We start from the raw sequence: 15990 nt of genomic DNA on the forward strand, positions 1-15990 counted from the left end.
GCAATGAATTTGTTTATTAACGCTTCGAAATCACTTGCAAAACGGGTGGGTCCATATAAGACGTATCTAATGGTGTTTACTTGAATCAGAGTAACGTTTATTCATACGCTGGTGTGGGCGACGCGCCACGACGTTAGTGGCCATAGGCCATAAAGCAAAAGAACAAAAACTAACACATGGGTCCCGGCTCAAAAGCATTGCCGGGAAGACGTAAAGAATGGGATTTACTCATGTCCCCACGGTACTGGTGGTAACGCAACCGGTTTGGTTAAATCAAACTCCACCCTAAAATCACGATTTTCGCGCATTAAACGATACGTAAAAGTATGTGCTTCAATCATCATCTGCCACACATTGGTGACCGATTGATCTAAGCCATTTTGTTTAAAATTGACTATCGACTCATCATCCACTGGGAACGATTGCATATTGGCGGTACCCACATCGCGAGTGTCGCCACCGTACATAGTGACCTTGTCTTCTGAGCCGTCTTTGTGGCGGTGATCGTGCTTTAAGCGTAAGCCTGTGTCAGTTTGGGTGATAACCCAGGTGCGTGAATGATCTTCGCCTACATGAAAAGGCACTTTTAGTTCTGTGTCACTGCATTCGCGTACATGCATAATCAGTGCTTTACCACTAAAACCATCACCTTCACTGCCACCAGCAGTGATTTTACCAGCAAACGCCTGGCCGCAAAGTGTGGCTATTGACTCAAAAAATTGTTGATGCTGCACTGAGTTCGCTGCGTTACTTGGGACGGCGATTAATGCCGCGCTACATACTAATGCGCGAGTGAAGTAACCACGTAATGTACTCGTTTTAGCCATATTGCTGATCCCTTGCTTATTGATATTATTCTTCCAAACAGGGTACACGCTTTGCGAAGTGAGGCCCAGATAAACTAAACCCGCATAAATGCGGGTTTAGTGTTTATTATAAAGCGAATGGTTTACTTAGCGTATTTAGACTTGGTTGCCCAACCGGTTTTAGCTGGTCGTTTTGCCCCAGTTGCTTTAGCTGGCTGACCGCTGTTTTTTGCCGTTGTCTTTGGCTTTTTCCCTGCGGGCTTAGCTTTGGGCTTATCAGCGTTTGATGTGCCTTTACGGTCTTCAAATTGGTCAGCAGAAAAACGGGTCATGGCTTTTTGGCCACCTTGATTTTTGCCTTTAGCCGCTGGCTTTTGGCCCCATTTTACTCGATTTTGCTCGTTACGGGTTTCTGGCGGCACCAAATGTTGCGGACCATTACCAATTAAGTGCTCTTTACCCATGGCGACTAAGGCTTCACGGATCATCGGCCAGCCTGCAGGGTCGTGATAACGTAATAAAAACTTATGCAATTTACGTTGGCGACCTTTTTTCGGAACGCTGACTTGCTCACTGTCGTGCTTAACGTTTTTCAACGAGTTAAGCTCGGTATGATAAATCGTCGTGGCATTAGCCATCGGCGATGGATAAAAGTTTTGTACTTGATCAAGCTTAAACTTTTGCCCTTTAAGCCATAACGCAAGGTTAATCATGTCATCATCGGTAGTGCCAGGATGCGCAGAGATAAAGTACGGAATTAAGAACTGCTCTTTACCGGCTTCTTTTGAAAACTTATCGAACAATTCTTTAAACTTGTCGTAGGTGCCCATGCCTGGCTTCATCATTTTACTGAGTGGGCCTTCTTCGGTGTGCTCTGGGGCAATTTTTAAATAACCACCCACATGATGCTTAGCCAACTCTTTGATGTAGTCAGGGTCTTCAATGGCTAAGTCGTAACGCACGCCCGAGGCAATGAGTACCTTTTTAATACCTGGCACATCGCGAGCCGCACGGTATAAGTCGATGGTGTGTTTATGATCTGTGCCTAAGTGGCCACAAATAGACGGGTACACACACGACAAACGACGACAGGTTTTTTCGGCTTTTTCGCTGGTACAGCCTAAGCGATACATGTTGGCTGTTGGGCCACCTAAGTCAGAAATCACCCCGGTAAAACCAGGTACTTTTTCTTGAATGTCTTTAATTTCTTTAACAATCGACTCTTGCGAACGGCTCTGAATAATTCGCCCTTCGTGCTCGGTAATCGAACAAAATGAACAGCCACCAAAGCAACCACGCATAATGTTGATTGAGGTTTTGATCATGTCGTAAGCAGGGATTTTCTCTTTGCCATAAACTGGGTGCGGCACACGCTGATATGGCAAGTCGAATACTGCGTCCATTTCATCGGTATTCAATGGCCAGGCAGGTGGGTTAACCCAAACGCCACGGTTTGCGTCATGGGGTTGAAATAGTGCGCGCGCACAGCCTGGATTTTGCTCCTGGTGCAAAATACGCGATGCATGGGCGTATAAATATTTGTCTTCGCTGACCTTGTCAAAAGCAGGCAATAGCACATAGGTTTTTTCCCATGGCTTAGGACGGGGCGGCTGAATACTAATAGGCTTTGGCGCATCGTTATCAAAAATTTTGTTGTCTGTAGGGCCCGATAGATTACTGCAACCCACATCATCAGCGCCGTAAGGGTTTGGGAGCGGCTCAATTTTATGTAGCTGGTCAATTTTACGCGAGTCCATACCGCGCCAACCCGGCATTGGGTCTTTACGCATTACCGCCGTGCCGCGTACATCGTCGATATCACTAATGGCTTCGCCTGCAGCAATACGTCGAGCCACTTCCATGAGTGGGCGCTCAGCATTACCGTAAATTAAGATGTCGGCTTTGGCGTCAAAAATGACACTGCGACGCACTTTATCTGACCAATAATCATAATGGGCAATGCGGCGTAAGCTGGCTTCAATACCACCAATGACCACTGGTACTTCTTTAAAGGCTTCTTTACACCGTTGGGTGTATACAGTTACCGCGCGATCTGGGCGTTTACCGCCAATATCACCAGCGGTGTAGGCGTCGTCATGACGTAATTTACGGTCGGCGGTGTAGCGGTTAATCATCGAATCCATGTTGCCAGCCGTAACCCCAAAAAACAGGTTAGGACGACCAAGCTGCATAAAGTCTTCTTTGCTGGACCAGTCTGGCTGCGAAATAATCCCCACACGGTAACCCTGGGCTTCAAGCATGCGCCCAATCACCGCCATACCAAAGCTTGGATGGTCTACATACGCATCGCCTGTCACGATAATAATATCGCAACTATCCCAACCTAAAATATCCATCTCTTTGCGAGACATGGGTAAAAAAGGAGCGGTTCCGTAGCATTCTGCCCAAAACTTTGGATAATTAAATAACGTTGACTCAACTTGCATGTATATGACCTACATAAATGGGGAAAATCAGTCTAACTGATCCGATGATAACCTCAGCCTAATGCTGAATTTAACGGACGCGGAGTATAGCAGTACAGTGGCACTAAGTGTGACTAAAAAAGCAGCAAAAGTGAAATATTTTATCAGTAATTAACCTTATAAAAAATGGTGATAAGCCAATATCACCACTGCAGAAGTGCTTATAAGCCTAGAAAGAAGCCAATATTAGCCACCGCTAAAGCTAAAAGTACAATCCAAGTGGCCAACACCCCCCAAAAGCGTCCAAAGTGATAACCACCTTGCCCTTGATTTAGTCCTATTACATGTAATAAACGCGCCACAATCCAAACGGTACCGATACTGTGTATCAAGTAAATTGGCATGCCGTTCAACTCTGCTAATGCTAACAAAATAAGCACAATTGGCGCGTTTTCAATTAAATTACCGTGCGCTCTTATGGCAATAGACAGCACCTGATGCCCACCGTCGCCGATGCCTATTTTATTTGCCCGACGAAATTTAACGACCTTATAAGATAATGCTAAAACCAACAGCGCCGTTAACCCTGCATATAAACCCGTTACCATCAATGTCATCTGTTATTCCTTTTAATTGATTATATTATTATTTTGACATCTTCGATTAATACCACAATGCTATTGTGATGTTAAAACAACATTTTGAATCAGTTTGTCTATAAACACACGTACTAATCGGTTAGTATTCGCGCCAAAATAAGCCTTTACCCTAACAAGAGTGACTACCGCCCAGTGGATAATCAGGATTTTCTAGAAAAACGTAGATTTATCATAAAATTAGGTAAAGCATTACATAAGTTTGGTACCCCTGCGTACCGCTTAGAATCTCACTTGCAAACGGTATGTAGCACGCTTGGTATTGAGGGGTATTTTTTAATATCTCCTACTTCGATGACCTTTGTGCTGCAACACGACACCGAACAAGAATATAACCATGTAGCGCGTGTTAAACCAGGTGACCTTGATTTAGGCTCACTGGCACGAACTTTTGAATTAGTTGAAGAGCTCAGTTCAGGCCAACGTACCTTACAAGAAGCACTGGAGCGTTTAGAAGAAATCGCCAATAAACCGAATCCTTATGGCCACAAACTAACACTGCTTGCCTTTGGCTCAAGTGCTGGTGCGTTTGCCATGTTAATGGGCACAGGGTGGCATGATGTTTTTTGGTCGGCCATTCTTGGGCTGTTAGTTTACAGTTTAGTATTTTGGGCCGAACGCTCAAAGCGCATTGCTGAAATGCTCGAGCCTATGGCGGCGGTAATGTGCGCAATTTTAGCGACGGCGATTTCTCAGTTTGACCCGAGCATTAATTTACCGGTGACCATTTTATCGGGGATTATTATCTTTGTGCCAGGCCTTGCCCTCACGTTAGGCCTAGCAGAACTTGCCGCCCGCGATTTAATTTCTGGTACTGCGCGCATAATGGATGCGGTAATGCAGTTATTTAAACTGTACTTTGGCGCGGTACTTGGTATGACCATAGGTAAAGCCATATTTGGCGACGTCACCTACATAGACCCAATCCCCTTACCTCGTTGGGCAATATGGTCGGCGGTGCCATTATTGTCGATGTCGTTAGTGATTATCTTTAAAGCACGCCTTAAAGACTCTCCTTGGGGCGTGTTTGCCGGTATCGTGGCCTTTTTCTCGGCCATGCTTGGCGGTATTTATTTAGGAGAATCCATTGGTATTTTTGTTGGCGCGCTGGCAGTTGGTATTTACTCCAACCTCTATGCTCGTTGGATGAAAGCCCCAGTGTCGATAGCGTTATTACAAGGCATTGTTATTTTGGTGCCCGGCAGTAAAACCTATATTGGTTTAAACGCACTGATATCGGGTGAAACTATGCTGAACCAAGCGCATTTAGGTTCGCAAATTTTCCTGATTTTTATGTCGCTCATCGCAGGGCTGATTTTTGCCAACGTTGTGGTTCCTCCGCGCCGTTCATTGTAGCCATTCCACTCTCCCTGCAAAAGGGCTGCCGACTGGGCAGCCCGTTATTACTCAAGTCACGCTAAAACCTTTAAACACTTGACTATTAGTCAATACAAGTGTGTTATTAAGACAAGTGTTAACGCAGCCGCTTCATTTTAATGACACGAATTTAACGTTTGGCGTTTCCTTAAAAAATATAACAAAAAAACAATAAGGACGAATTTATGCCAAGAGTCATACTGGCAGCCTTTTTTTTCGTCATCTTGCTTTCTCACACCAGCGCCAGCGCTAATGATCAGCCGGTGGACAACTCACCTGCAGTATCGACAGTGAATAAACATGATGTCGACAAGGTCGCTAATATCGTCATTGTCAGCCACCCCATTTTTGATGAATCTGACCCCGATGCAATCTTTTTGCACCGCTGGGCAAACTATTTACACATCAACACCACAGAATCAACCATCCTCAATAGTTTAAGCTTTGAAAAAGGCGACAAAATTAGTAAAAGAGATCTTGAAGAAGCCCAGCGCTTACTGCGTTATGAACCCTACATTCGCGATGCCGAAATCAATATTGCCCATAAAGATCCGCTCGCCGATGACGATGCTGAAGATGTGGTACTGGTTGAAACCTGGGACAATTGGTCCCTGCTGCCCACAATGAGCTTAAGTAAAAACGGCGGTGATACTAAATATTCGTTCGGGATCAAAGAAGATAACTTACTGGGTTTAGGGGTTCAAACCAAAGTTAAATACCAATCAAGTGCCGACCGCACAGGGTATAAGTTTGCATTTGATGCGCCCGTTAGGTGGGTAAAACATGGCAGTATCGCCGTGGATTTTTACGACAATAGCGACGGCCAAGCTTCTGCATTAGCGTTTAACAAACCCTTTTATTCCCTGGACACAAAAGACATGTATGGGGTTGCGTGGTCTACCGATACCCGTATCGACACCATTAGACAAAATGGTGACGACATTAATGAATTTGAACATATTATCGATTACGCCAATATTGGCTTGGGTTGGTTAGTCGACAAAAACGATGACCATTTACATCGTGTCAGTCTCGGCCTTAGGCAAGAGCAGCACGTGTTTAATAATATTAATAGCTATCCTAACTCTGCTTTGCCAAATGATCGCGACTTTACCTACCCATGGATACGCTACGAATACTTACAAGACCAATATAAAGTCTTAAACAATATCCATTTAATCAATAATAATGAAGACTTTAACTTAGGCTGGCACCATATGGCCACGCTAGGGTTAGAAACGAACGATGTTGCCGACGGTTCAGCGCTTGGATATCACTTAACGTATTTAACTACCCGAGGTTGGCAACAAGATAACAAATTATTATTGATGAGCTTAACCGGTAAAGCCGACATCCAAACTGGCCAACAAGATTTTTATAATGTGGGTTTAGCCGCAGAGTATTTTCATCAAATTAACCCAAAGTGGACCACCTACTCTAAAGCCAAGATTGCTACATCACACAATAACTATCTCGACCAAACCTTTGCTTTAGGTGATGAAACTGGCATACGAGGTTACCCAAATGACTACCAGCACGGCGATAATCAATGGTTACTCACTGGTGAAATCCGCTACTACCCCAATATTAATTTGTATCAATTAGCAGAATTAGGTTGGGCACTGTTTGCCGATGTAGGCCATGCTTTTGGCGGTCCAGATGAGTTAAATGAAGTCAGCGGCACCATTGGCAGCGTCGGCATTGGCGCGAGGTTATATTCATCAAAGTCGAGTTATGGCAATGTTGCCCATATTGATATCGCCATGCCAATGACATCGGGAGATGACACTAATGAATGGGAATTTCGATTCCAAGTGAAGGAGCATTTTTAGGTACGCAAAAACATTTTTATATCACATATTGTTTACAAAAATACAAAAAGGTGAAACAATTTCAAAACATATTCTGTGTAACTTCACCCTTATCACGGAATTAATAAAAAATATAAAACAGGATGTTAATTGAATGAAAAAGGATTTTTTAACTACAGGTTTAAACTTTTTTATTAAAAAAGTTTTATTCTTTATATATGCTATTTGTTTTTTTACTTCATTTTCAACTATGGCATTAGATTCTAATCTTAATGGCATTGATGTTGATGTAAGCAAGGAATATCCTGACTTAATTTCTGATAGAATAGAGGCGTTTGGATATGGAAAGCACCCTAACTTAAATAATGATAGTTCAAATCCAACTCTATACTTTTATAATATTGGAAATAAGATAGTCTATATAAATAAAGACGATTCGAATATGTATAGTCTTTATTCTTATGACATTAACACTGAAAAGGTAGAGAATTTATTTCAAAATATTAGAAACATACATGGGCTACCAGCAAAAATAACAGCGTTATACTTAAAGCCTTACAGCAGTAATAAAATATTAGCTAAATTACATATTAACGATGACAATATTAGCAATAGGTACATTGTAACTGATGGCACGCTATCAGGCACATATGAATGGGATGATGAATTTGGAAGTATCAACTTTGGATATGATGATATAAATACTATGTTCACTAGCTTTAAGTGGAAATCTAATTCTGGAATATATTACACTATTGGCAATGAACTTTTTTTAAAAAACAACTCAAGCGATACAGGTATTGCGGATAACTTTACATATTCTGAAATTGCACATTATGAACTCGATGGCACTTTATATTTTTTGCCAGATTTTTACCCTGAACATAAAGAGATTGATGTTAATAGATACACTCCAACGCTCATAACAACTGATGAGTATTTTTTCCTCCACAATAATAACCGGATAGGATCGTTTTCATTTGAAAAAGGATATCAAAATTATTTCTATGAAGATGATATACCTTCATGTAAAAATAACAATAAAGTAGGACTAGACGGAGTTGTCAGTAACATTACTCGACATGGCGATGAATTATTCTTTTCTGATATTTATAGCTCGAACGGTGAAAGTTGCATTTTTGCATATAACACAAAAACCAAAGCATTCAGATTTTTAAATATAAATAATATTAGTGACGTTCCATTAATTGGTTCTAAGATTATAGGAACGAGTGAAACAGGCATTGTCTTTCAAACTCTAAAAGATGAGACTTCTGTGCTAAGCGCCGCAATCTTCAAAATTGATTTTTCATTCCAGAAACTAACAAAGCTTTATAATAGAGATAATGTATTTGCTCTCGCTATCGAGCCAATATTCAATAATGGAGAGCATTATTATTACTATCATTACAACAAATACTTTAATGACAACATTCTTGTCAGGTTAAATATTTTTGATTTTACTTATGAAGTAATTAATAATCGAATAGGTGTTGCAGAGGAAAATACTATCAATGAATTCCGAGGTGGAGGTTTCAGAGATAATAATTTTCAGCCACAAAGAATTGTTAATGGAGAACTTTATTTCACTTACAGCTTACCCTATCCAGGGTTATATAAAATAAATCCGACGTCAAAAAGAACAGAAGTAATAGACTTTGCTCATGGATTCAACACTAATAATGTTGCAAATATTATTAGTGTCGATGAAACAGATAAAGGTTGGTTAGTTATACAACAAAAAAGTGATTATCATAAAACAGATGACAATCGAACTTTTTATGAGTATGAATTAACCTTTGTCGGTTTTGATGGGTTAATTGAACACATATCATACCTTGACTCTGCGTCAACACTTGAAATTCCTGTTATTTATAGAAGTAATGGAGAGTCATATATCACTGCTGGACGGGATTTGTACCTTATTGATATAGCGAACTTTGATATACAAAAAGTAGCTAGTGAAACATATAATCAAAAAACTTATAAATTCAAAGCAATCCATGATAATTATGCCTTTGCAGAAAGCGATAGTTATCCTCAAGAATTTATAAAAGTATCACTTATTAACGATCAAGTGCTTAACTCTTATACTGGTTCTGACGGTGAGTTTAAATCTTGCGGGAACACTTTTATCATATACGAGCCTAATCAGCAGTATGAGGTAAAAATCATTAAAGGTAATACATTTGAAACAATTTTAAAGAACATATACCCTACTGATATTTCTTTCGATGCTACACCATCAGGTTTTTTATACTTTATAAGCGACAATGCTGTTTATCGTTATAATTGTAACAGCAATACAGAACCTGAAATTATACATAATACAGTTAGTGGAAGAAACTTTAGATTTTTCAACAATTCATTTGATCAAACAAAAAAAGAGTTTCATTATAGCTTGGATGCCCCGAATGGTGATTGGTACCAAGAAGTATATACAGTATCACTGCCTGGAAATGTATCGCTAAACCCTGCAGAGAACATATCTACACCTATACTTAATTTTAACAAATCATATGGTATAAACTCTTTATATATTATTGATCACAGGGAAGTTGGAGTGCTTAAAAACGGTTATTACAATAAAATAGACACCAGTGAACTAAATATAATATCAAAATACTCAGGAGATAAGTCATTTGATTTTCAAGGTAGTAGCGATGATAACCGTTACTTATTTGGAAGAGTAACCTATACTTACTCTGAGGAATACAGAGGTTCAATACATTACCATTTTATAATTGACAGCCTAGAACAAGAAATTTATTTTTTCTATGAAAAAATATACACTAAAATAGATTCAATTATTGGAAGCAAGTTATTCCTATCCATTCCAAACTCTGACACTAAAAGCTCAAATGAGATAAAAATACTTGATATAGCCTGCATTACTAATGGTCAATGTGATCAAATCACTATAAATAGAAAACCAATATTATCAAATGGAGACGAATTATTTTTTAATACTGGAGATAAGATCGACTTTCCTTTTAGAGCTTATGATGAAGATAAAGATAGTTTGTCGTACCAATTATTAAATGCTCCATCATGGCTAACAATAGATAATAATGGAATTATATCAGGCTCAATTCCTGATGAGTCAGTTGGTGTTTTAGACTCTATTTCTGTCGAAGTGTCTGATGGTATAGAAACTGTCACTTCAACTCCATTTACATTTCATATCTTACAAAAAAACCGTGCACCTATTTGGCTAGCGACACCAGAATATAGAGCGGATTTCGGTAACCGAACATTCAGGTTTGGAGAAAATACGAATTTTGAATTCAACCTAGCAAATTTAATCTATGACATTGAGCGTGACAAGATTGCATATTCAATCAATGCACCTATTTCTGGAGTGTCAGTAAGTACTGAAGGGTTATTTAAAGCAAATATAACTCAAGCAGGTAAATATTATCTTACTCTTACTTTAAAAGACGCTAAAGGAGCAAGTTCGGATATAGAGGTGACCTTAGACGTATTTAATAATTCAACTACGACAACCCCAGAAACACCTAATCCTGAGCCGGAAAGCAGTAGCGGCTCAGGTGGTGCAATCAACTTAGTTTATCTCTTGCTTTTACTAATAGTTATTTTGATAAGGCGAAATGCTCATTACATCAAGCTAAAACGATAAAATTAATAGCATCATGAGGTTGAAAACTAACCTCATGATGCTATGAACATTCTAATCCCACTCTTAAATTTAACAAACATATCCCACTCTTAAATTTAACAAACATATCGCTATCTTTTTGTTTATTATAAAAAGGCATTTTGTCCATTAAAAGTGATGCGATACCTGCATGACCACTTCTCTCGGTGAGCCAGGGAAATGGCCATTACGTTCAGAGAATCCGCTCATAGCATATTCTTTATCAAATAGATTTTTCACATTCAGCTGAAACTGGGTTTGTTGCCATGTCGTGGTCCAGCTCATGTCGAACACAGTGTAAGGTTTTACGATTTGTGCATCTGCACTGACTTGCTCACTGACATAATCTGCGCCAAAGGCAATTGCCGACTGCAAACTGTCGATATCATACCGGGTCCATAAACCCGCTTGATGTCGCGGCGCATTGACAAACTTGCTGCCGTCAGCATATGTGTCTCCTACATCGCCCTGGGTTACATGTGCATCGTTATAGGCGTAATTGGCCATAATGGTCCAGTCGGCAGTAATGTCGCCCACCAGGGTAAACTCAAGACCTTTGCTTTCAACCTCGCCTAAGCTGACGAGTGCCGCAATGCCATCGTCGACACCTGTGTCGTTAGGGTTGCTCATGGCCACATCTTTTTTAGTGATTTGATACGCTGCTAATGTGGTCATCACGCTACCATCAAACCACTGGTTTTTTACCCCTATCTCAACTTGTTCACCCATTTCTGGGTCTAAGCCACCGTCGGCATCAGCCTCTTCCTGGTCGCCTATAGATGTTGGATTAAAGCTTTCAGAGTAGTTCACATAAAATGAGGTGTCTGGCGAGTATTTATAAACCACACCTGTGCGTGGTGAAATGTGTTCGTCGCTAAACTCAAAACCACTCTCTTTATCATAATCATTAAAGTGATCGTAACGCAGACCAACCAGCAATAACCATTTGTCGGTTAAGGTAATTTGGTCTTGAGCATAAAAGCCCATACGCTCGATTTTTTCACCTTCACGATTTTGATCCGTTAAAGTGTAATCGGCTGGATCGCTTTCGCCATAGTTCAATTCAAATATATTTAAATTTGCCACGCCATCAGCCTCGTACCGTGCGCGCCAATAATCATATTCGCTATCAACATGATGGTAATCAGCACCAAACAACATCGTTTGTTCAATGGTGCTATCTAGACGGTAAATAAAATCTGAGGTGACACTCACTTCTTGATTGGCACGGTATTGCTTGCGGTATTCACGTTTAATGGTTTCATCATCAACGTTGGCTTCACCGTCACCATTTACATCAACCCAACCTTGCGACTCGTGGTAGCCTTGAACTCGCTCGTTATCAACAAAACGCACTGTGGTATCAACGCTTAAATTATCACTAAAATAGTGCTGTAGCTGTGCTTGCAGTACCGTGGCTTCTAAGTTTTGATAGTCAGAAGCTTCATTGGCGTTATAGCTTGGGCCGACTAAAAAATTGCCATCATCATCGACCGGCACACCGCGTAAACGATTGCCACCTAAATCTTGCTTAATGTAGTCAATCGTTGTGGTTAAGCGTGTGTCATCATCAAGTTGAAATAACAGCCCTGCCGTTAACTCAGTATTTTCGGAGTCGGCATTATTACGAAAACTATCTTTTTGCTCATAAAAAGCCCCGACACGATACGCGATACTGTCGGTTAAGCCGCCTTTAGAATCAATTGAACCGCCAACTCTGTCATCGTCACCGACAGTAAATGTCACTTCTGTGTCTTGTTCAAAACTCGGTTTTTTGGTGACATAGTTAATCATGCCACCAGGTTCTCCACCGCCATAAAGTGCAGCGGCAGGGCCTTTTAATACTTCGACACGCTCAACGTTGAATAACTGCGGCACTCCAAACCCCGAAAAAGGATCACCGCGTACACCGTCATAAAACACGTTGCTGTCATCACGAAAACCACGAAAGGTCACGCCAGAGTAACTATAAGCACTTACGCCTGCGATAGAGCGGTATAAGTCGGTAATTTCGCGAGCGGCCTGGTCAACAATAAGCTGTTCATTTAATACTTGCACCGATTGCGGCAAATCCATCATATCGGTTTCAACTTTGGTGCCCACTGAACTAGAAGACTCACGATAAAAGGTTTGCGCTCGGCCCATTACAGTGATTTTTTCGATTGATGTTGCTGACTCGGTAGGAGTAACAGGCTCATTAGCACTGACACTCATTACAGGTAACAGTAGGCTGAACAACCCAAGATTAACCATTTTCAATTGCATTACATTCTCAACGACAACACTAAAATTTGCCGGCAATATAGCATCAAACGCTAATGACAACTATTATCACTTAAAGATTTACATTTGTGCCGAATATGTTACGTCCTCAATTAGGGCAAGGAGGCATATTTTTTCGCAAATTACGCGTCAAAGTTGTCAGTCACATTTTCAATACGAGTAAACCCATTTTGTCCCTTAACACTCTGAAGCCGATAAAGCAGTCACCTCATCAAGCTTTGCAGTCAATTAAGGCTTGTACTTCATTATTTTTAACGCATTAAGTTATATTTGACCGCTACCTTCTCAGCGAGTCCTTTTCATAATTTTCCAATAAAGAATTTAGTGATACCTTATTGAAAAACAGATTAATTTTATCAGTTAACAAAAAATAAATTTATTTTATATAAGACCATGTTACTCGTTGTCATAGCGGCTAACCATGTCATTTATTCCGTTAGCGTTCATTTTATGTAATAGATATAAGCTTGCAGTTAATTTCGGTTTCGAAGTCATGATACCCTTCATTAATTCATGCAAAAACAAACTCTTTTTAGCACTCTTAAAGTGATCTTCATCACATTACCCTGTAATTGTGTTAAGCTTTCCGCGATAACAACATCATCACATTGAGTTAGAAAATTTAACATACCAAGTTGATATCTAATCAAATGTAAGAGCCAATACAAGTGGCCCGTCAAACATAAAGCAAATATTCCTTTTTTTGCAGGAGGCAAAAAATGCAAGATTACGTAGAACAAATCGATATTAATCAATACCTACCGTTAATAATTGATGTAGGGATCAATGTATTATTAGCTGCGCTAATTTTAATCGTTGGTCTTTATATTGCTAATAAAATGAGCTCAATCATCAATAAAATTGGTGAACGTTACGATAAGCTCGACAACACATTATTCCGTTTTTTAGGTAGTGTAGCGAAGTATATTATCCTCGCTTTTGTTGCTATTGCGGTGTTAAATCGTTTTGGCGTGCAAACAGCCTCTATTGTGGCATTGTTAGGTGCTGCCGGTTTAGCTGTTGGCTTAGCATTGCAAGGAACATTATCTAACCTTGCTGCTGGCGTAATGTTATTACTATTCCGTCCTTATAAAGTAGGTGACTTTATTAGCGCAGCTGATCGATTTGGTAATGTTCAAGAAATCGATTTATTCACCACGATCCTTAAAACTTTTGATAATCAGCATATTATTGTGCCAAACAGTCAAATTTGGGGGGCTCAAATCGTTAACCATTCCTTCCATGATGTTCGTGGTGTAGATATGCACTTTGGTGTGGCTTACAAAGAAAATACCGATGAAGTACGCAAAGTTATTGATGCGGTATTGGCAGCACATCCACATATTTTAAAAGACCCTGCGCCATTTGTTGAAGTTGAAACCTTAAATGACAGTTCAGTAGACTTCTTGGTGCGTCCTTTCTGTCATGGTGAACATTACTTCGACATCCTGTACTCAATCCCTGAGCAAATCAAAAAAGCACTGGATGAAGCCGGTATTGAAATTCCTTTCCCACACAGAAAGCTTATCATCGAAAAAGAGCAATAATCGCTACGTTTTGGTGAAAACAACGAGCAAGTGCCTTAGGGCCTTGCTCGTTTTTATTAGTCTATAAATTTACTGGTACGATTTTTCAGACTGTAGCCTATAAACAAAAGGCCTCGCATAGCTACGAGGCCATTCTTTATAAAGAAGTGAGCTGGCCGATATGCCGCCATGCCGTCGTTGAGCACGGAGTGGACTGTTATTTGCTGGCTATATTCCTCATGCTCTTGCTCATAAACAACAAAAAGCCCGTTTATCTTCCGATAAGCGGGCTTTCGTATAAAGAGGTGATCTGGCCGATATGCCGCCATGCCCTCGTTGAGCACGGAGTGGACAGTTATTGGCTGGTACGATTTTTCAGACTGTAGCCCATAAACAAAAGGCCTCGCATTGCAGCAAGGCCTTTCTTTATAAAGAGGTGAGTTGGCCGATAAGTCGACTTAGCCGGGTCACGAAATGCTGTTTTACTTAGCTTCATAGTAAGTAGTCACTAACGGTTGTAACAGATGTTGTAACAACCAGTGTAACAGACCGTGTAACAGTTCAGTACGGTCAGCTTAGAAGTCTGACTTCACTATAGCTTTTCTCAAAATGAAGTGCTTAGAGTCTAAAGAATGCTGAATAGCTCTCTGTATATAGTTACAAAGATATTCTCTCGCTAATCATCTTCATCATCAAAGTAGCTAGCTAGCCCAGAGTTGGCCTTTGACTGGCAACTACTGCATATCTCACCTGTCACACCGCTGGGACCATTTTCACTAGTGAAATAAAGAGTACAATAACAATTTGCACATTGAACTTGATTAGACATCTACTTCACCTTCTTCAAGTCCAAATTGCGCATGAATAACTGGAGAACATAAAATTGCTGGAATCATTGGCGTAATGGGTTGTTTATAGGTTAGAGGTTCAGAATAAACCATACTCACTGGCCCCATCTGACATACCTTACGTTCGTTGATCGAACTCTGAAGTTCATCCTTATGCTTATCAGCCCAAGGTGCACGCTCAAATATACCATCACCTTTTTCCCATACTCTACAAATATCCAACTGATAAGAGTCTCTAGTGTTCGTCACAAGAGATAGCCTACCTGTTGAATGCTCTTGCTGAGCGCTTACTCTGGTTTTTCTTTCAGACAACCAAGCACCCAAGGAGACCGCTAAATCAGTTTCATTATTGAATAATTGATACCCTTCTATCACTTTCTCGTTTTGATCTATCCGCTTATAAAAAAGAGTCAAATATTTACACTCTGCATCATTTGGGATGAGAAGGTTGCCGTCAATTAATACATCATAAGCGGTGTTGTAACATAGGCGAGCAACTATAGCCTTCCACCAAAACTCTTCAAAGAATGTTGGCTTGTAGTGGTACGGTGAATTTGGCCACCTAGTTAGAGGTGATATCATTACCTCATAAGTTAACA

Annotated in this window: 9 protein-coding genes; 4 read left to right on the top strand and 5 right to left on the bottom strand. The window is 40.3% G+C overall.

Annotated elements, in window-relative coordinates:
* Window positions 1–224: 224 nt before the first annotated feature.
* From IEY42_RS20445 to IEY42_RS20455, 3 genes are all read right to left on the bottom strand, one after another.
* Window positions 225–827: a hypothetical protein gene (locus IEY42_RS20445; protein ID WP_188927061.1), complete on the bottom strand. Its 603-nt coding sequence runs from the start codon at window positions 825–827 to the stop codon at window positions 225–227.
* A gap of 122 nt (window positions 828–949) precedes the next feature.
* Complete coding sequence (locus IEY42_RS20450) at window positions 950–3253, bottom strand: YgiQ family radical SAM protein (RefSeq protein ID WP_188927062.1); 2304 nt, start codon at window positions 3251–3253, stop codon at window positions 950–952.
* A gap of 200 nt (window positions 3254–3453) precedes the next feature.
* A complete protein-coding gene (locus IEY42_RS20455; protein ID WP_188927063.1) occupies window positions 3454–3849 on the bottom strand; it encodes an MAPEG family protein in 396 nt (131 codons plus the stop codon).
* Window positions 3850–4023: 174 nt separating this feature from the next.
* Between IEY42_RS20455 and IEY42_RS20460 the strand changes: the two genes are divergently transcribed.
* From IEY42_RS20460 to IEY42_RS20470, 3 genes are all read left to right on the top strand, one after another.
* Complete coding sequence (locus tag IEY42_RS20460) at window positions 4024–5244, top strand: threonine/serine exporter family protein (protein ID WP_188927064.1); 1221 nt, start codon at window positions 4024–4026, stop codon at window positions 5242–5244.
* A 206-nt stretch (window positions 5245–5450) separates the two neighbouring features.
* Window positions 5451–7097, top strand: a complete 1647-nt coding sequence (locus tag IEY42_RS20465; RefSeq protein WP_188927065.1) for a BamA/TamA family outer membrane protein — start codon at window positions 5451–5453, stop codon at window positions 7095–7097.
* A gap of 133 nt (window positions 7098–7230) precedes the next feature.
* Window positions 7231–10716: a putative Ig domain-containing protein gene (locus tag IEY42_RS20470; RefSeq protein ID WP_188927066.1), complete on the top strand. Its 3486-nt coding sequence runs from the start codon at window positions 7231–7233 to the stop codon at window positions 10714–10716.
* A gap of 147 nt (window positions 10717–10863) precedes the next feature.
* Here IEY42_RS20470 and IEY42_RS20475 read toward each other — a convergent pair whose 3' ends face one another.
* The gene (locus IEY42_RS20475) at window positions 10864–12999 is read right to left on the bottom strand and encodes a TonB-dependent siderophore receptor (protein WP_188927067.1); all 2136 of its coding nucleotides are present in this window, start codon (window positions 12997–12999) and stop codon (window positions 10864–10866) included.
* A gap of 737 nt (window positions 13000–13736) precedes the next feature.
* On the opposite strand from IEY42_RS20475, the gene IEY42_RS20480 reads away from it, so the two are divergent.
* On the top strand, window positions 13737–14564 hold the full coding sequence (locus tag IEY42_RS20480) for a mechanosensitive ion channel family protein (protein ID WP_188927068.1): 828 nt from the start codon (window positions 13737–13739) through the stop codon (window positions 14562–14564).
* 800 nt (window positions 14565–15364) lie between these two features.
* On the opposite strand, the gene IEY42_RS20485 is transcribed toward IEY42_RS20480, so the two are convergent.
* A partial coding sequence (locus IEY42_RS20485) for a hypothetical protein (protein WP_188927069.1) occupies window positions 15365–15990 on the bottom strand: 626 nt, incomplete at its 5' end.

The sequence above is a fragment of the Shewanella algicola genome (genome assembly GCF_014648035.1).
Classification (GTDB): domain Bacteria; phylum Pseudomonadota; class Gammaproteobacteria; order Enterobacterales; family Shewanellaceae; genus Shewanella; species Shewanella algicola.